The sequence below is a fragment of the Acinetobacter sp. Marseille-Q1623 genome (genome assembly GCF_902809895.1).
In the GTDB taxonomy this organism is placed as follows: Bacteria; Pseudomonadota; Gammaproteobacteria; order Pseudomonadales; family Moraxellaceae; genus Acinetobacter; species Acinetobacter piscicola_A.
Genome location: NZ_CADDWG010000001.1, coordinates 1,918,651 through 1,936,164, shown reverse-complemented (window position 1 = coordinate 1,936,164; position 17,514 = coordinate 1,918,651). Strand labels below are relative to the sequence as shown.

Annotated in this window: 22 protein-coding genes and 1 pseudogene; 14 read left to right on the top strand and 9 right to left on the bottom strand. The window is 38.5% G+C overall.

Annotation, left to right across the window (positions count from 1 at the left end; genetic code table 11):
- Nucleotides 1-7: 7 nt before the first annotated feature.
- Nucleotides 8-292: a hypothetical protein gene (locus HUV91_RS09205; RefSeq protein WP_174493196.1), complete on the bottom strand. Its 285-nt coding sequence runs from the start codon at nt 290-292 to the stop codon at nt 8-10.
- A gap of 5 nt (nt 293-297) precedes the next feature.
- The gene (locus tag HUV91_RS09200; RefSeq protein WP_174493195.1) at nt 298-864 is read right to left on the bottom strand and encodes a peroxiredoxin; all 567 of its coding nucleotides are present in this window, start codon (nt 862-864) and stop codon (nt 298-300) included.
- 62 nt (nt 865-926) lie between these two features.
- Here HUV91_RS09200 and HUV91_RS09195 point away from each other — a divergent pair.
- Nucleotides 927-1,161 (top strand): annotated as a pseudogene (locus HUV91_RS09195) (DUF6176 family protein); the annotation flags it as partial.
- Nucleotides 1,162-1,172: 11 nt separating this feature from the next.
- Here HUV91_RS09195 and HUV91_RS09190 read toward each other — a convergent pair.
- Entirely contained in the window at nt 1,173-1,505 is a 333-nt protein-coding gene (locus tag HUV91_RS09190; RefSeq protein ID WP_174493194.1) for a hypothetical protein, read from the bottom strand.
- 77 nt (nt 1,506-1,582) lie between these two features.
- Here HUV91_RS09190 and HUV91_RS09185 point away from each other — a divergent pair, with 77 nt between their 5' ends.
- The 6 genes from HUV91_RS09185 (at nt 1,583) to HUV91_RS09160 (ending at nt 6,815) form a co-directional block, all read left to right on the top strand.
- A complete protein-coding gene (locus tag HUV91_RS09185; protein ID WP_174493193.1) occupies nt 1,583-2,302 on the top strand; it encodes a hydrolase in 720 nt (239 codons plus the stop codon).
- A gap of 102 nt (nt 2,303-2,404) precedes the next feature.
- The gene (bioA, locus tag HUV91_RS09180; protein ID WP_174493192.1) at nt 2,405-3,721 is read left to right on the top strand and encodes an adenosylmethionine--8-amino-7-oxononanoate transaminase; all 1,317 of its coding nucleotides are present in this window, start codon (nt 2,405-2,407) and stop codon (nt 3,719-3,721) included.
- Nucleotides 3,718-4,875: an 8-amino-7-oxononanoate synthase gene (locus HUV91_RS09175; RefSeq protein ID WP_174493191.1), complete on the top strand. Its 1,158-nt coding sequence runs from the start codon at nt 3,718-3,720 to the stop codon at nt 4,873-4,875. The genes bioA and HUV91_RS09175 overlap by 4 nt, the downstream gene beginning before the upstream one ends.
- 19 nt (nt 4,876-4,894) lie before the next feature.
- Entirely contained in the window at nt 4,895-5,683 is a 789-nt protein-coding gene (bioC, locus tag HUV91_RS09170; RefSeq protein WP_130074052.1) for a malonyl-ACP O-methyltransferase BioC, read from the top strand.
- A complete protein-coding gene (gene bioD / locus HUV91_RS09165; protein ID WP_174493190.1) occupies nt 5,680-6,324 on the top strand; it encodes a dethiobiotin synthase in 645 nt (214 codons plus the stop codon). The genes bioC and bioD overlap by 4 nt, the downstream gene beginning before the upstream one ends.
- A gap of 32 nt (nt 6,325-6,356) precedes the next feature.
- The gene (locus tag HUV91_RS09160) at nt 6,357-6,815 is read left to right on the top strand and encodes a nucleoside deaminase (RefSeq protein WP_130073959.1); all 459 of its coding nucleotides are present in this window, start codon (nt 6,357-6,359) and stop codon (nt 6,813-6,815) included.
- Nucleotides 6,816-6,894: 79 nt separating this feature from the next.
- On the opposite strand, the gene rluB is transcribed toward HUV91_RS09160, so the two are convergent.
- The 3 genes from rluB to HUV91_RS09145 are packed head-to-tail and all read right to left on the bottom strand — an operon-like array spanning nt 6,895 to nt 9,391.
- Nucleotides 6,895-7,971, bottom strand: coding sequence for a 23S rRNA pseudouridine(2605) synthase RluB (gene rluB / locus HUV91_RS09155; protein ID WP_130073958.1), 1,077 nt, complete (start codon nt 7,969-7,971; stop codon nt 6,895-6,897).
- Between the two features lie 41 nt (nt 7,972-8,012).
- The gene (scpB, locus tag HUV91_RS09150) at nt 8,013-8,603 is read right to left on the bottom strand and encodes an SMC-Scp complex subunit ScpB (protein WP_174493189.1); all 591 of its coding nucleotides are present in this window, start codon (nt 8,601-8,603) and stop codon (nt 8,013-8,015) included.
- A complete protein-coding gene (locus HUV91_RS09145) occupies nt 8,600-9,391 on the bottom strand; it encodes a segregation and condensation protein A (protein ID WP_174493188.1) in 792 nt (263 codons plus the stop codon). The genes scpB and HUV91_RS09145 overlap by 4 nt, the downstream gene beginning before the upstream one ends.
- A gap of 308 nt (nt 9,392-9,699) precedes the next feature.
- On the opposite strand from HUV91_RS09145, the gene HUV91_RS09140 reads away from it, so the two are divergent.
- Nucleotides 9,700-10,416 carry a GNAT family N-acetyltransferase gene (locus tag HUV91_RS09140; RefSeq protein ID WP_174493187.1) on the top strand — a complete coding sequence of 239 codons (717 nt, stop codon included), beginning with the start codon at nt 9,700-9,702 and terminating at the stop codon, nt 10,414-10,416.
- Between the two features lie 306 nt (nt 10,417-10,722).
- Here HUV91_RS09140 and HUV91_RS09135 read toward each other — a convergent pair whose 3' ends face one another.
- Nucleotides 10,723-11,340, bottom strand: a complete 618-nt coding sequence (locus tag HUV91_RS09135; protein WP_130073954.1) for an L-threonylcarbamoyladenylate synthase — start codon at nt 11,338-11,340, stop codon at nt 10,723-10,725.
- Between the two features lie 82 nt (nt 11,341-11,422).
- Nucleotides 11,423-12,085 carry an elongation factor P hydroxylase gene (locus tag HUV91_RS09130; protein WP_174493186.1) on the bottom strand — a complete coding sequence of 221 codons (663 nt, stop codon included), beginning with the start codon at nt 12,083-12,085 and terminating at the stop codon, nt 11,423-11,425.
- Between the two features lie 97 nt (nt 12,086-12,182).
- On the opposite strand from HUV91_RS09130, the gene HUV91_RS09125 reads away from it, so the two are divergent.
- From HUV91_RS09125 to lysM, 6 genes are all read left to right on the top strand, one after another.
- Nucleotides 12,183-12,746 (top strand): YceD family protein, encoded by a 564-nt coding sequence (locus tag HUV91_RS09125; RefSeq protein ID WP_130073952.1) that lies wholly within the window; start codon nt 12,183-12,185, stop codon nt 12,744-12,746.
- A 75-nt stretch (nt 12,747-12,821) separates the two neighbouring features.
- The gene (rpmF, locus tag HUV91_RS09120) at nt 12,822-13,007 is read left to right on the top strand and encodes a 50S ribosomal protein L32 (protein WP_004723964.1); all 186 of its coding nucleotides are present in this window, start codon (nt 12,822-12,824) and stop codon (nt 13,005-13,007) included.
- 160 nt (nt 13,008-13,167) lie between these two features.
- Nucleotides 13,168-14,154 (top strand): ACP S-malonyltransferase, encoded by a 987-nt coding sequence (gene fabD / locus HUV91_RS09115; RefSeq protein WP_130073951.1) that lies wholly within the window; start codon nt 13,168-13,170, stop codon nt 14,152-14,154.
- Nucleotides 14,151-14,885 (top strand): 3-oxoacyl-ACP reductase FabG, encoded by a 735-nt coding sequence (gene fabG / locus HUV91_RS09110; RefSeq protein ID WP_130073950.1) that lies wholly within the window; start codon nt 14,151-14,153, stop codon nt 14,883-14,885. The genes fabD and fabG overlap by 4 nt, the downstream gene beginning before the upstream one ends.
- 85 nt (nt 14,886-14,970) lie before the next feature.
- Nucleotides 14,971-15,207, top strand: coding sequence for an acyl carrier protein (acpP, locus tag HUV91_RS09105; protein WP_065994154.1), 237 nt, complete (start codon nt 14,971-14,973; stop codon nt 15,205-15,207).
- 208 nt (nt 15,208-15,415) lie between these two features.
- Nucleotides 15,416-15,889 carry a peptidoglycan-binding protein LysM gene (gene lysM, locus HUV91_RS09100; RefSeq protein WP_130073949.1) on the top strand — a complete coding sequence of 158 codons (474 nt, stop codon included), beginning with the start codon at nt 15,416-15,418 and terminating at the stop codon, nt 15,887-15,889.
- Nucleotides 15,890-16,149: 260 nt separating this feature from the next.
- Here the strand turns inward: lysM and HUV91_RS09095 are convergent, their stop codons facing one another.
- Nucleotides 16,150-17,421, bottom strand: coding sequence for an MFS transporter (locus HUV91_RS09095; RefSeq protein WP_174493185.1), 1,272 nt, complete (start codon nt 17,419-17,421; stop codon nt 16,150-16,152).
- Between the last annotated feature and the right edge of the window lie 93 nt (nt 17,422-17,514).

Genomic DNA, 17,514 nt, shown 5'->3' with positions numbered 1-17,514 from the left:
TTTCAATTCACCACATATTCGGTGGATCACGATAATATTCATCATATTGATTGTTGAATGTATTGTAGCTGTATGATTTAAAAGGCTCATTCAAATAATAGAGGATAAAACCACAACCTGCGGATATACACCAATTTTCATTGTGATCAATGATTGCAACTTCAGGATTGCCATAAAAATCACCGATGATGATGTCATAAGGAGAATGAGGATTTTTCGGTGTTATTAAATAGACGGTCTCATGTGCGTTTATGATCTTATAATTTTCTGAAATTGCTAATAAGTTATCCATTCTAATTATTTCTGAGCAAACTTTTGAATATCCGCCAAAACCTGCCCTGCATGAGTTTGCGTATTCACACTACTATAGTGATAGGTCACAATTCCCTGAGGGTCAATCAGGAATGTTTCTCTTTTCGCTATTTTAACAATTCCAAGATTACGCACAATACCTAGTTGGTTAGCAAGTTGATGATTTTCATCGGCTAAAATTGGAAAGTTTAAGCCTAATTTTTCAGAGAATTTTTGATGTGATTGCACATCATCTAAACTTACCCCTAAAACCACGGCATTATTTTTAATAAATTGCGGATATAGAGATTTGAATTCATTAGCTTCTTGGGTACAACCAGGCGAGTTATCCTTCGGATAAAAATACAGTACCACCCATTTGCCTTTATATTGTTTAAGTTCGTGCCATTTAGCATTTTGATCTTGTAGCTTAAATGCAGGCGCAGGTTTCCCAACCCATTGTTTTTGTTCAGTTGATGAAAAGATAGAACTTTGTGCATAGGTTTGGCTATGGATTGTAAAAATGGACAAGCTTGCGAGTATGGTGATTGCAACATATTGAGCAGTTTTCATTATGCCTGTCCTAAAAGAAGCCGAATTTTGATCTTAGCAAAATTATATGTTTATCTCAGTAAAAAAATGAAGCCATTGAAACCTTAAAAGCAGAAGGGGTTTTTGGTTGAGTCGTGGTTTCATGTGAAATTAGAAGGTCAGAATTATTTGATTGCTGATATGCGTGCTGAAGATATTGCCAAAGCACAGCACATTGGACGTGAAAGTCAGTTTGCCATTGATGCGATGCATAAAGCTTTTAAACAAAATTGGGAAAGAGGTTATAAAGCAACTTTGTTGGTCGATTTGGAAAGGTAGTCAAAATAATATTATCCAATATAAATGGTAATTCCATCTCTTAATGCAAAAACCTCAGATATTTTTTTTATTAATAGATCTAATCGTGTTTTAAAGTAATCAGTTTCCATTTGGGTGAGTTGAATAAGGTTTAGATTATTGATTAATAAAATTAATTCGTCCAAGATTTCATCTTTATCCTCATTTGTAATAAAAACACCTGTTTGAAATAGAGGAATCCATTGTAAATTTAAGACTTTCGCAAGAGGTTGCCAAGCATCAGTAAAAAATGATTCAGTTGAAATGGGGATTGATCTTTCTTCTAATTCATTGATTGGATTGTGAATAATTAAAGCGATAGTCATTTAGATTTTGTGATGATGATTGTCCTTGAATTTTAAGCATGGTCTAATGAAGTATCAATATTATTTTGGCTGTTAAATTGAACCAACGAATTCTACTCATCACAGGCTGGGGCGGTGGTACTAAACTGCTCAATTCACTTCAACAGGCTTTGGAAAATAAAGGTCATGCAGTTACATTGATTAATATTTTTAATGCTTTAGATCAGTATGTTTTGCAACAGCATGTCGAAAAAGCCAAAGATTTTGATGTGATCATGGGCTGGTCTTTAGGTGGGCAACTGGCCACTTTATTGGTTGATCAGATTGATCAACAATATGATGAACAAAAAGTGCTGATCACTTTAGCCTCTAATCCTTGCTTTGTAGAAAATGAACAATGGCACACGGCAATGCCACAAACGACATTTCAAAGCTTTAAGCAGTCTTTTGAACACAATGCAATTGCGACTTTAAAAAAATTTGGTTTTATGGTCTGTCAGGGTGTAGAAACTGCCAAAGCAGATTTCATCATGTTGCAAAGTTTGCTTCAAGCACAAAAAATCGAATTGCTTGAAGCGGGTTTAAAACTTTTGGAACAATTAAATCTTGTCAGTATCCTGAAAAATTATACAGGAAAGCAATATCATTTACTCGCAAAGCAAGATTACTTAGTTAGTTACAAAGTCTGCGAAAATCTGCAAAAATTAGATGCGAAGTTTTTAAAAGCAGAGCTGATTAATGGCTCTCACGGCTGTCCTGTATTTCATTATGAAGATATAACTGACAAAATCTGCCAATATTTACAAAAAATAGAATAATTTGCAGGATGACTGGCAAAAATCGCAATTTCAATTTAAACCGCACAGGTTTAAGATCTGTAAATTAGATTTTTTGTTGTACCGAATGGAATGGAGTTTAGGATGACCGATGTATTGGCTAATTCATTGAGTGAATTAACAGATCAACAGTTTGATCTACAACATCTTTGGCATCCTTATACATCCATGACGAACCCATTGCCGACCTTTAAAGTCAAAAAGGCACAAGGTGCGATCATTGAACTTGAAGATGGACGTCAGTTGATTGATGGTATGTCGTCTTGGTGGTGCGCCATTCACGGTTATAATCATCCTGAACTCAATCGAGCCGTGACGGAACAACTGCAAAATATGTCGCACATTATGTTCGGTGGTTTTACCCACGATCCTGCGATTCAACTTGGAAAATTACTGTTAAAAATTACCCCACCAAGTCTAGATAAAATTTTCTATGCAGACTCGGGTTCGGTTGCGGTCGAAGTCGCTTTGAAAATGGCGGTACAGTATTGGACTGCTTTGGGTCATTCTGCAAAAACCAATTTTGTCACCCCTCGTTCTGGCTATCATGGAGATACATGGAATGCGATGTCCGTGTGTGATCCTGTCACAGGGATGCATCAGATTTTTGGTTCAAATTTACCCAATCGAATCTTTGTTCCTGCGCCACAAGTTGGCTTTTATGATGAATGGCATCAAACTGATATTGCCGAACTCGAAAAAACGTTGGCAGAACAGCATGAAAATATTGCAGGATTGATTCTTGAGCCGATTGTGCAAGGTGCAGGGGGAATGCGCTTTTACCATCCTGAATATTTACGTCAAGCCAAGTTACTGTGTGAAAAATACAATATCCTGCTGATTTTTGATGAAATTGCCACAGGTTTCGGACGTACAGGCAAGCTCTTTGCATGGGAGTGGGCGGGCATTGAGCCTGATATTATGTGCATCGGCAAAGGTCTGACAGGCGGTTATATGACCTTGTCGGCAACACTTACAACCCAAAAAATTGCTGAAACCATCAGTCAGGGTGAGGCAGGCGTGTTTATGCATGGTCCAACTTTTATGGCAAATCCGCTTGCCTGTGCGGTTGCAGCCAAAAGTACCGAACTGCTGATTTCACAGGATTGGCAAAGCAATATTCAACGCATTCAACAGCAACTCAGTATACATTTACAACCACTTGCGCAGCTTGATGATGTGAAAGATATACGTGTACTTGGCGCAATTGGTGTAGTAGAACTCAGCTTTAATGTGGATATGAAAACCTTACAACAGGAGTTTGTGCGCCGTGGCATTTGGATTCGCCCATTTGGAAAACTGGTTTATGTGATGCCACCTTATGTTATTTCCGAAGTTGAATTAACAACTTTATTAGAACAATTGGTCGAAGTGGTGCAAAACATGGAGCAACCGCAATGAGTCTGCTCGATCATTTTTCAACGCAATTGGATGTTTTAAAGCAACAAGGCAATCTACGACAGTTCACATCCAATATTCAGCAAGATCGTTACATCATCATTCATGATCAAAAGATGTTGAATTTAGCTTCAAATGACTATTTGGGTTTAGGATCCAACATTCATCTACGAGAACAGTTTTTTGATGAAACCCCAAATACAGCACGTTGGATGAGCTCATCTTCTTCACGTTTATTGACTGGAAATTTCCCTGAATATGAACAGCTCGAAGCAAGTTTAAGTCAGGTATTTCATGGTCGCTCTGCGCTGTTATTTAACAGTGGCTATCACATGAATATTGGGATTTTACCTGCGCTTGCAGACAGTAAAACTTTGATTCTTGCTGATAAACTGATTCATGCCAGTATGATTGATGGCATCCGTTTATCGACTGCGAAATATGTGCGTTATCGTCATAATGACTTGGTACATTTAACTCAGCTTTTACAGAAATATCATGCAGATGATGCATTTGAACGGATCATTATTGTCACAGAATCCATTTTCAGCATGGATGGGGATGAAACTGATCTTGCTGAATTGGTGCGGATTAAAAAGCAATTTTCAAAGGTGATGCTCTATGTCGATGAAGCACATGCCATTGGTGTGCGTGGCGAGCACGGTTTAGGCTGTGCCGAACAATATGGCGTCATAGGTGAGATTGACCTTTTGGTTGGAACATTCGGCAAGGCAATGGCGTCGATTGGCGGTTATCTGATTTGTCATCAAGTTATTCGGGATTATTTGATTAATTCGATGCGTCCGCTGATTTTTAGTACTGCACAACCACCGATTTGTATAGCATGGACAGATTTTATATTTAAAAAAGTCCTGCATTTAAATGCGGAGCGTCAGCATTTACAACAGCTTAGTCAATATTTACAGCAAGCTGTTCAAGCCAAAGGTTTTGATTGTCCTTCGACCTCGCATATTGTGCCTGTGATTATTGGTGAATCTACAAAAACTGTGGGGAAAGCTAAAGCTTTACAAAATGCAGGCTTTTATATTATGCCTGTACGCCCACCGACTGTGCCACAAAACAGTTCCCGTTTGCGTATTTCATTGACCGCACAAATTCAGCAGACTGATCTCCATCAGTTGATAGATTTATTGTAAATAGCATGTGATGAATAACGTGAATCATTTAAAAATAGATAAATCACAAGTGGCTTTGCGTTTTGCACAGGCAGGGCAAAGTTATGTTGAACATGCCATTGTACAAAAGCAGATTGCACAGCATTTATTTGATTTAATTGGGCAATATTGCCCTGAATTATTTAAAAATGCTGTAGGAAATGTTTTAGAAATCGGTTGTGGCTCAGGCAATTTAAGTCATTTATTGCTTAAAAATATGCAGATTGATCATTTGATTTTAAATGACCTGTATCCTGAAATTCAGCAACATTTTCAAGCCAATTTTAAAACCGATTACCTCATAGGCGATATTGAACAGCTTGAGTTTCCACAGCATTTAGACTTAATTACCTCAAGTTCAGCCTTGCAATGGGTGCAGAATTTAGATGATATTTTCTTAAAAGCCTGTCAAAGTTTAAATCCGCAAGCCTGTTTGGTATTTTCGAGTTTTGGTGAAAAAAATCTACAGGAAATAAAAGCTTTAACAGGACAAGGTTTGGATTATTTAAGTCTTGAACATCTTCAGGATAAATTACAGAACAATGGTTTTGAAATATTACATCTTTCTGAGCAGATCACCGCTTTAAATTTTCAGCATCCCAAACAAGTTTTACAGCATTTAAAAGCCACAGGAGTGACTGCAACGGCTTCCAATTTTCGTTGGACAAAGCAAAGTTTGCAGAACTTTTATCAGGATTATCAACAATTTTTATTCAGTGATGAATCAGGTCAAATGCTATATCCATTAACCTATCATCCGATTTATTGTATTGCACGGAGAATGCCATGACAGGTTCAGTTTACTTTATCAGTGGAATCGACACAGGCATTGGCAAAACCTATACCACTGGCTATTTGGCGAAGCTTTGGAATGAACAAGGCAAGAAAACCATCACGCAAAAACTCATCCAAACGGGCAATGTGGATATTTCAGAAGATATTGAACAGCATCGTCAGATTATGGGCATGGGCTGGTTTCCTGAAGATGAAAGCAAGCTGACTATGCCTGAAATTTTTACTTATCCTGCATCGCCACACTTAGCGACCAAACTAGATGGTCGTGAGATTGATTTTCAGAAAATTGAAAATGCCACAGCACAACTTGCAGAAAAATATGAAATTGTCTTGCTCGAAGGTGCAGGTGGTTTGATGGTACCACTCACCACAGATTTACTGACGATCGATTATGTCGCTGCAAAAAAACTGCCTGTGATTTTGGTCACTTCAGGGCGTTTGGGGAGTATTAATCATACCATTTTAAGTCTAGAAGCACTCAAAAGTCGTGGTTTAGAGCTGTATGCCTTGGCCTATAATTTAAATGATCAATCGCAAGATGAACTGATTTCCAAAGATACTGCCGACTATTTAAAAAATTATCTGGCAAAACATTTTCCTCACTGTCAGTGGGTTGAGATTCCTGTATTAGAATAATGTATTCAATATGATGAAAATGGTTGATATAGATGAATGATATGGATTTCCTGAACCAAGCTGTACAACTTGCCAAAGCAAATATTGAGCAAGGTGGTCGTCCATTTGGTGCTGTCATTGTGAAAAATGATGTTGTCGTCAGCACAGGGGTAAATCAAATTTTGACTACAGGTGATCCAACCTCACACGCAGAACTTAATGCGTTGCGTCAGGCTGCACAAAATCTAAAAAGTACATCGCTGAAAGACTGCGTGGTTTATGCGAGCGGACAACCATGTCCAATGTGTTTGGCTGCATTACGGATGGCAGGTATCGAAAAAGTTGTCTATGCCTATTCTAATACTGATGCCGAACCTTTTGGTTTATCTACAGCGAAGATTGCGGAAATTTTAAGAGATGCTCCGCATGAGCAACAAGGCTTATCTTATACTCAAAGACAAGTGAATCTGCCTTTTCATTTATATCAGCTTTGGCAAGATGCTCAAAATTAGTTGGCTTTAAAGAAAAATAAAACCCCATAAATTGTGTTTAACTTATGGGGATATAAAATAAAGGTTCTATATAACTAAATTAGGGTTTGTTAAAACCTTTTTTTAAACCAAACGGTTTACGTTGTGAAAATTTATTTTCATCACGGTTTTGGCTGTTAAAGTTATTACTATTACGGTCGCGATTACCTTCAAAACGTGCAGGTGCAGGACGTTCAGAGCGGAAATCATTGCGATCACGGTTACCGTAACCAGCACGATCTTGACGATTGTCCTGACGGTGATGGTTGTGATGACCTTGCTCATCATCACTATCACGGCGTTGTTGACGTAGATAACCACCACGGCGTGCAGCCATTGGTTTGTCTTGCATACGTTCGTTACGGCGTTTTGCCATACCAAATAAACCCGTACCTTGACGCGGTTTTAACTCAACAATTTTCGCTAAGTTATCGATGTCTTGTTTATCTAATTCTACCCAACGACCTGTACGTAGCTCACGTGGTAAAATCACGGTACCATAACGTGTACGTAATAAGCGGCTGACTTTTAGACCTTGTGATTCAAAAATACGACGTACCTCACGGTTACGACCTTCTTTCACCACCACTTGATACCAACGGTTGATTCCTTCGCCACCAATTTCAGTAAATGATTCAAATTTCGCAGGACCATCATCTAAAACCACACCATTGAGCATGTTTTTACGTAATTCAGGCGTTACTTCACCCATCACACGTACAGCATATTCACGTTCAATTTCATTGGAAGGGTGCATCAATCGGTTTGCAAGTTCACCATCATTGGTAAATAACAATAGACCTGTTGAGTTAATGTCCAAACGACCAACCATAACCCAACGATCATTGGCAATTGGCGGTAGATGTTCAAATACAGTAGGTCGTGATTCAGGGTCGTTACGTGAACAAATTTCGCCTTCTGGTTTGTAATAAATCAACACGCGACGACGAATTTCATCTTCAATTTGGAACTGAACTTTACGACCATCAATGCGAAGCTCATCGGTTGGTTCGATACGTTCACCCACTTGAGCAACTTGACCGTTGACACTCACACGACCGGCAGCAATGACTTCTTCCATATAACGGCGGGAGCCTAATCCTACTCGTGCGAGTACCTTTTGCAACTTTTCACTCATGACAGCATAACCTTAGAAATAATAATCAACAGTGTACCTATTCACGACTTTGGTGCTTGCGCATCCAATGCCATAAAAGCTTCCTTGGCATCCTGTAGGGGAGGCAATTGATCTAAAGACGCTAGACCAAAAGCATTTAAAAATTGTGGCGTTGTAACTAACAACGCAGGTCTTCCTGGGAGTTCGCGAAAACCAGATTCTTTAATCCAGTTCCATTCAAATAAAGTACGGAGTAGCTGACTATTATTTGTCACTCCACGAATTTGCTCAATATCAGCTCGGGTTACGGGCTGATGATAAGCAATCACTGAAATAGTTTCTAACAGTGACGGGGATAATTTAGTTGGACGTTCAGGCCAAACTTGACTAATGATATTGCGATATTTGGCACGGACTTGAAAACGAAAGCCCTGTGCAACTTCGACCAATTCAATTGAACGACCATGTTGTAAAACTGACAATTGCTGTAAATAATTTTGCAACTGTTGTTTCGAATATTGATTTTGAAATGCTTCTTTTAAGCGAGCAAGAGAAACAGGTGCATCACTAGCAAAAATGACGGCTTCTATTTGCATTAAAACTTCATGATGCAACTCATCAACATTGAATACATTATTTTGATCTATGGTCATGCGGCAGCTCCTTGAATTGCAAGCGGCGCATCAAGTCCACTAGAAATAATCTGTATTTTTTGTTGGCGGGTGAGTTCTAATACTGCCATAAACGTAACAACCATGCCCATACGACCTTGAGTGGGCAAAAGCAGACTTTCAAAGCTTAAAACCTGTCCAGAGGTGATCATATTTTCAATATATGCAATACGTTCCTCAAGCAAAACAGGTTCATGTTCAATCTTATGAATGACAGGCTCAGGACGATTAAAAATGCAATATAAAGCGTCACGCAGCATTTCAGCTGCATAGCCTTCATATACAGTTGCTGTTTGTCCAAGAGAAACATGGGTAGGGAAAATATCACGTTCAAACACAGGCATCTGCCCCAAACGTTCGGCAGCTTGTTTAATTCTTAAATAGGTTTCTAATCGATCAATCAACGCTTGTTTAGGGTCTTTTTCTAGCGTAACTGATTTTGGTTTTGGCAATAATAAACGAGATTTTAAATCTGCTAACAGTGCAGCCATCACCATATAATCGGCAGTGAGCTCGATATTTAAAGATTTCATGCTATCCATATAGGATAGATACTGACTTGCAATGGGTGCAATGTCTAATTGAAGTAAATCAAAACCATTTTTTTGAATCAGGTAAATCAGGAAGTCGAGTGGGCCTTCGAAATGATCAAGCAAAATTTCGAATGCAGCAGGTGGAATGTATAAATCCTCAGGGATCGAATCTTGCCACTCATCGAGTACTCGAATTTGTGGAATGCTTTCCATTGAGTTATGGACTGATTGAGTCATTACCGTTTTTAGCCACGCGAATTTTCAAAGGCATGTTAGGCGATTCGGGAGATCACTTTTCAAGAATAGGAGAGGTGAAGTGATAGTCGAATTGCATTGAATATAGAAGTGCTTATATTCTAAATTAAAATGCGATGGGAATAAATTGTTATTATGCAGAAATGTGAAAAAAACCTGAAAATAAATAGGGAATATTTTCTTGCGTGATAATGGTCAGTTTTTTGTCTAACAAATAAGCGGTGTTTTACTAGAGAAAATAGCAAAAAACAGGCATATTATTCTTTCATGTCTGTCTATAAATACTCAAAATGCTGACTTATCAAAAATACCAAATTAATGAATTTGGGCAAAAAATTGGTAAAACTGTGGTGCGAGAAAAGCCAAAAAAAATTCAAGAAGATATTCTAGTAGGAAATTATGTGCGCTTATTTCCTATTCACAATGACATTTTACAAACATCTGCTTTTTCAGCGCTTTGGAAAGCTATAGAAAGCGAACCAGATCACGCTTGTTGGACATATTTGCCGTACTCAAGATTTAGTTTTCAAGTCCAGTTAGAACAAGCATTGAAAAAAAATTTTGGTTTTACAGAGGCAAGACATTTTTTGATTGAAGTTGACGGAAAGATTTTAGGTTGGATTGCATTGATGAATGAACGTTCTGAACATGCAGTCATTGAGATTGGTAATGTATATTTTTCACATCAAATGAAACGTAGTGCTGCTGCAACTGAAACGATCTATTTATTATTAAAAGCGTGTTTTGAGCAAGGATTTAGACGTGTTGAGTGGAAATGTGATGACTTAAATGAACCCTCAAGACAAGCAGCATTACGTTTTGGCTTTCAATTTGAGGGAATTTTTCGTCAAGATCGTATTTCTAAAGGCAATAATCGTAATACGGCATGGCATTCGATTCTGGATGAAGAATGGCAAACGATACAAATTGCTTATGAAAATTGGCTTAATCCTGAAAATTTTGATGAAAATGGGCAGCAAAAAAAGCGTTTACAAACTAGAGAATGATCTAGATCTTTAGATTTAAAGCATCTTAAATTTCAAAGCAAATAAAAGTGAGGGTAAATTTAGATCATCTTGCATAATGATATGGGCTGAAAAAGCAGGAGGCTTCCATTTAAGCAGCTTCTAAAACATTCAATTTTTTATTTGAAGACAATCTTTTTTCATCCTAAATAACCTTAGTATTTGAGTGTAAACACTAAGGTGGTTTAGTGTAAATCATTATATCTTTAGGAAAGTCTTGAATATCAGCTAAGATTAAAACGGCTCAGATCAAAACAAAGCCATAGACTTACTATTTCTTAAAACAGCTTATTCGAAAGCACTGACATCCCCCACACCACGACGGATGATTTCAGGATTTGCCCCTGATAAATCAACAATACTGGTTGTGGTTAGTGTCCCTAAACCACTGTCGATAAACACATCTATACGCTTTTCGAGCTGTTGTTCAATATCAAAAGGGTCATCCAAAGGTTGATCCTGATTTGGTAAAATCAAAGTACTGGTTAAAAGGGGTTCACCTAATTCTTTCAATAACATTTGACATACTGCATTACTAGGTACACGTAAACCAATGGTTTTCTTTTTTGCATGCATCAAACGACGAGGTACTTCACTTGTTGCAGGTAAGATATATGTGGTGACAGCAGGGGTATTGGCTTTCAGAAGGCGATACATCGCATTGTCGACTTTGGCATAGGTGGCAATGTCTGATAAATCTGCACAGATAATAGCATATTGATGTTTAGGACCTAAGCCACGAATTTGGGCAATACGTTCCATCGCACTTTTATTCCCAATTTGACAGCCAATCGCATAAGCCGCATCGGTTGGATAGACCACCACGTCGCCTGCACGAATGCGCTCCACAGCTTGGCTGATCAAGCGGGGCTGAGGATTGTCAGGATGAACTCTTAAATGCAGCATATTTTTCTCTCCTGAATATTTTTCATTCATTATCACTTGCTTAAACGCACAGTTGCAATGTTACTATGTTGATTTATGTAAATTAATCAAGCATTTCACGTTGAAACTCGTGACTTTGTAATGTTTTGCCACCTCGTGTGCAAGAGCAGATACATTCTATAAATCGTTTTGCATCTCGTGGCAGTACGGTTTCTCCTGAAAAATAACGTTGTACTTGGGCGAAAACACGGTCTTTAAATGTTGCGCCATCGCCACCTTCACCGGTGAGATTGTCTAAAGACACACGAAATTTTCGTCCAAAAGCTTGAGCAAATAACCATTCAATCGCTTGTGGCTTCACTTCGACTTGTTCAAATAGTGCTTGTTGTTCAGCAGTACGACCATCAGGCGCATACCAATAACCTAAGTCGGGTAATAAGCGGCGCTGTTCGCCTGCAATCGTCCAATGGCTAATTTCATGTAGCGCACTATTAAAATAACCATGGGCAAATTGGATGCGAGCAGGGTGGTCTGCCGTCGCAGGAAAATACTCAGGTTCAAAGTCTCCACGAACAAGTTGTACATTTAAGTGGGAAAACCAAAGATTAAAGTGTAAGATAAGCCAATCGACCTGTTGAACTTCAGTTTGTAAATCACACCATTGTAAACGTTGCACAAGGCTTGATTTTTTAGAAGAAATTGAAGTTAAATCAGTGTTTAACTGTAATGAAGTGGTGACTTCAGGTTGCGGCTGCAACTGATGCATAACTTAAATTACCCAAATGATCTGTCTAAATAAGTACAAAATTGTATCTTAATCTTTGACAGAGTACCGATGAATTTGTAGAATTGCCGCCTTAATTATGTCAGCAAAAACCTTTCCGGCACAGATTGAGCCGTTTAAATGGGCTGAACAGGGCTTTACATGGTCAGGTACACTGCCATTGTCTCGCTGTGTTCGTATTGCTCGTGAAGCTGTTGGATCAATTGATAATCAATTGGTCAATATAGACTGTACACTATCAATGGATGCCTATCATCGCATCGTATGGTTAGATGGACATGCTGAAACAAAAGTTCCAATGGAATGCCAACGTTGTTTGGATCCTGTTGAAATTGAACTTGTTTCAGATTTTCATATAGCCTTGATCGATGATGAGTCACTGATAGAGCGCTTGGATGAGGATGCTGATTACATCGTCTTAGGCGAAAGTGAAGCCACAAAACAGGGTGATTATGCAAGTAATACTCCTGCGACTGCGGATTTACTTTCTCTAATAGAAGATGAATTGATAACGTTGATGCCAATGTCTCCTAAGCATAATGCTTGTGAACATAAACATCAGCCAGTCGATCAGGACGCTGTTGAAGAAAAACGGGATAATCCGTTTGATGTTTTAGCAGGTTTAAAGGGTAAACTTAACTAATTTTTGTGTTATAATGTTTAGTTAAGACAACCGAATTGTTCTGATCCATTTTTTCGATCTTTGTAAGGAGCCATCATGGCCGTTCAGCAAAACCGTAAAAGTCGCTCTCGCCGTGACATGCGCCGTTCACATGACGCTTTAACCGAGAATGCATTAACTGTAGACCAAACTACAGGTGAAACTCATCGTCGTCACCACGTGACTAAAGATGGTTTCTACCGTGGTCGTCAATTATTCGCTAAAGCAGCTGATGCTGAATAATTGTTGATGCATTAAGCGAAAGCTTAGTGAAAAAATTGGGAGCATTTCGCTCCCTTTTTTTTGTCTTGAATTTTTGTTGTATTTGGCAATTAATTTTTTATTTTTTTAGTGTTAAATTGCCGCATCGGAAACGAGCTAGGTATGAAGAAAGGACTTTTATATGTCTACTAAACAACTGGAGCAAGCAGCTCAAGCAACGAAAACTGCATTTTTGTTTCCTGGTCAAGGCTCACAAAAAGTAGGCATGCTTGCTGAACTTGCAGAACAGTTTACTGTAGTGACAGAAACATTTGCAGAAGCTTCAGAGGCTGTTGGTTTTGACTTATGGAATATTGCCCAAAGCGGTGAAGGTTTAAATCAAACAGAAAATACTCAGCCTGTTTTGTTAACAGCAAGTATTGCGATGTGGCGTGTATGGTTAGATTTGGGTGGTGTTGCACCTAAATACCTTGCAGGGCATTCACTCGGAGAATACAGCGCATTGGTGGCAGGAAATGCAATTTCATTGGTCGATGCTGTGAAATTGGTGCATTTACGTGGTCAATTGATGCAATCTGCTGTACCACAAGGTGCAGGTGCGATGGCTGCGATTTTGGGGCTAGAAGATGCTCAAGTGGTTGCATTGTGTCAAGCTGCTTCACAAGCAACTGAAGGCTCAGTCGAAGCTGCAAACTACAATGCAAATGGTCAGGTGGTCATCGCAGGGTCTGCGGCATTGGTGCAAGACGTTATGGCACAAGCCAAAGAGCAATCAGGTAAAGCAATTGCACTTCCTGTATCCGTTCCTTCGCATTGTTCATTGATGAAGCCTGCGGCAGAGCAGTTCGCACAAGCTTTGGAACAAACTGCCATTGAGCTACCAACTATTCCTGTAATACAAAATGTCAACGCAGCGATTGCAAGTGATGTGACGGCTTTACGCCAAGCATTGACGGCACAATTGTATCAGTCTGTACAGTGGACGAACACCATGCAATATCTGCAAGACCAAGGTATTCAATATGTTGTTGAATGTGGTCCAGGTAATGTCTTAGCGAATCTTGCAAAACGTTTGCCGAACATTGAAAAAGCATTTCCAATTGACACGCAAAGTCGTATGGAAGATGCGCTGAATGCCATTTTAGTGGCAGAAGGAAAAATTGCATGACACAAGAACGCAAAGTCGCATTAGTGACAGGCGCAAGCAGAGGGATTGGCGCAGCCATTGCTCAGCAACTTATCTTAGACGGTTATTTTGTAGTAGGTACGGCGACTTCTGAAGCAGGCGCGATACAATTAACAGCAACATTTGCAGAAAATGGTGCAGGTGCGGTTTTAGATGTGCGCGATGGTGATGCCATTGATGCATTGGTATCAGATATTGAACAAAAATATGGTTCAGTGATGGTATTGGTGAATAATGCAGGGATTACTAAAGATAATTTGTTACTGCGTATGTCGGAAGCAGATTGGGATGATATTTTAAATATTCATTTAAAAGCGGTTTTCCGTTTGTCTAAACGTGTGCTGAAAGGCATGACTAAAGCGCGTTTTGGTCGCATTATTAATATCAGTTCTGTGGTTGCACACTTTGCAAATCCGGGGCAGGCAAACTATTCTGCTGCTAAAGCAGGTATTGAAGCATTTAGCCGTAGCCTTGCAAAAGAGATGGGTAGTCGTCAAATCACTGTAAATTGCATTGCACCAGGCTTTATTGCAACAGAAATGACTGAGCAGTTGAGTGAAGACATTCGCAAAAAAATGAGTGATCAAGTAGCGTTAAATCGTTTTGGTGAGCCACAAGACATCGCAAATGCGGTCAGTTTTTTGGCTTCGGAACGTGCAAGTTACATCACAGGTACAGTATTACACGTAAATGGTGGTTTATACATGGCTTAATGTCATGTATTAACTTTGAAAAAATTCAATATTCAATTAAACTATAGGCAATTAAACGCCGCCACAAGCAATGAGGAGAATTCCTGTGAGCGATATCGAACAACGCATTAAACAAGCTGTTGCAGAACAATTAGGTATGAAAGCTGAAGAGATCAAAAACGAAGCATCTTTCATGGATGACTTAGGTGCTGACTCTTTAGACTTAGTTGAGCTTGTAATGTCTTTCGAAAATGACTTCGACATCACGATTCCTGATGAAGATTCAAATGAAATCACAACTGTTCAATCAGCTATTGACTATGTAACTAAAAAACTTGGTTAATCTGTTGAGTGCTTGATGAGTCATCATCAGCGATTAAGCCACCATTACGGTGGCTTTTTTATTTATAAATCAAAAACATTGTTTACATATCGTTACGTTTCTGTCACCAATGACAACCGATTTCAGTATATTTTTTAGTTATAAAAATGGAGTACAAATTTTTATAATCCTTGATTAAATAAAACTTAAATTTATACGGAGAAACATAATGGGTCTTTTTGATTTTGTAAAAGGTATCGGTAAAAAAAATACAGCACCTGCTGAACCACAGGCAGCACCAGCAACTCCTGCTGAACCATCTGCACAAGAAATTGCAAATAAATTATTGGGTCATATCAAAGCATTAGGCTTGCCTGTAGCGGGTTTATCTGTGACTTATAATGGTGCTTCAGATTTGGCAACCGTAAAAGGGCAAGTGCAAACTCAGGCAGACAAAGAAAAGATTATTTTGGCTGTTGGAAACATCGACCATGTTGCACAGGTAGATGATCAGTTGACCGTAGCGACCCCAGAACCGGAAAGCAAGTTTTATACAGTTAAATCTGGTGATAACTTATCTAAAATTTCGAAAGAATTTTATGGTGATGCGAATCAGTACAACAAAATTTTTGAAGCTAATCGTCCATTGTTAAAAAATGCGGATGATATTTTTCCAGGTCAAGTATTACGTATTCCTGCATAATATTTGAGTAAAAGAAAAGGCGCTAGAAAGCGCCTTTTTTTATTGATGAGAATACGGCGTCATGCGACACATAAGTTGTCATAAGATGTAATAGAAAATCATATATTTAGGCATCATTAGTAAAGCCTAATGACATTTTTTGCGACACATAAGCTGTCATTGTTCGAATTTCGCGACACATAAGGTGTCATTATTTAAAAATCATTATTCGATAACTTAGAGGAGCCATTTGGCTCCTCTAAGTTATTTATGATTTAAGATTATGTGCTTTGGGGGTCATACATTCGATCTTTAACAAAGATTGCTGGAATCAGTGCTGTGATCAAATATGCAGTGCAAATTACAAAAAAGCCAATAGCAAAAGACGTATGTGTAGCTATTAAACCAATTGTTGGTGGGGCAATTGCGCCACCAATGCGACCAATGTTATAAGAGATACCAGCAGCTAAACCTCGGTTTGCTGTGCTAAAGCTTTCTGTCAAATAAGTCGTATGAATCCCAGTTGAGAAACCGTATACAAAACCAAACATAATTAGAAGCATTAAAATGTTTGACGGATTATTGTAGTTTACAAGGATTAGTAAGAAACCCGCTGTGCAGATACATCCAAGAGAGAAAACAAATCTGCGCCCGAGTTTATCAGCCATAACCCCTGCTGAAATCTTGCCAAGAATCGTAGCTATGTAAGAACCAATCATGTAGTTAGTCATAGACTTGAAATTCATACCTAAATCTTTTTCTAAATACGATGGCATCCAAACATTTACACCATAGTAACCGTATAAAAGAAAGAATGAGATTAATGTCCAGCAAATAAACATTAAACGGGATTCAGGATTCTTAAAGATATGTTTTAAACCGGATTGATGAGCTGGATTTTTTAAATTAGTTATTGGATTAGCACTTACGCCTTGTTTCTTAAGCTCTTGCAATTTTCTCCATACGGGTGGTTCAGGAATAAACTTCTGAACAAATAGAACTAAGACAATAGGAGCAATGGCGACATAGAATAACCATCTCCAACCATGCTCAGGAATGATCAGACCTGATAAATATGCAGCAAGAATAAATCCTACTATATAGCCAGAAAGCATCGTGCTCATAATAGTCGAGCGATATTTACTCGAAAAATACTCCGATACTAAAATATTGCAGGCTAAATAAACAGCACCTAATGGCATTGAGGCAAAGAATCGTGTGATTCCAAATTGCCAATAATTTTGTGTATGGCCTAATAAGAATGTACCAATTGAAAATAGGGCTACGCTGACAGCGATTGTTCGAACTCGGCCGTAGCGGTCACAAGTCCAACCGCCAATAATTCCGCCAACAAGCATTCCCATTAAAGTGAAACTTGCGAATGTTCCTGCTTGAAAGCTAGTTAAACCAAACTCAGCTTTTAAACTTACCATGCTGTATGAAAGCATCATAATATCAGCACCATCGATGATTAGTGCTACCAAAGCAAATAAAAAAACAAGTATTTGAGTTTTTCTGGAAGGAGACTCCGTCCCCAACTTTTCTGTAGTCATTGTGTCTATTCCTTATGATACCATGAATTAAAATTCCTATATATGAATATTACCATCTAGATCAAAAATCAATCAAAATTTAAATAAAATATT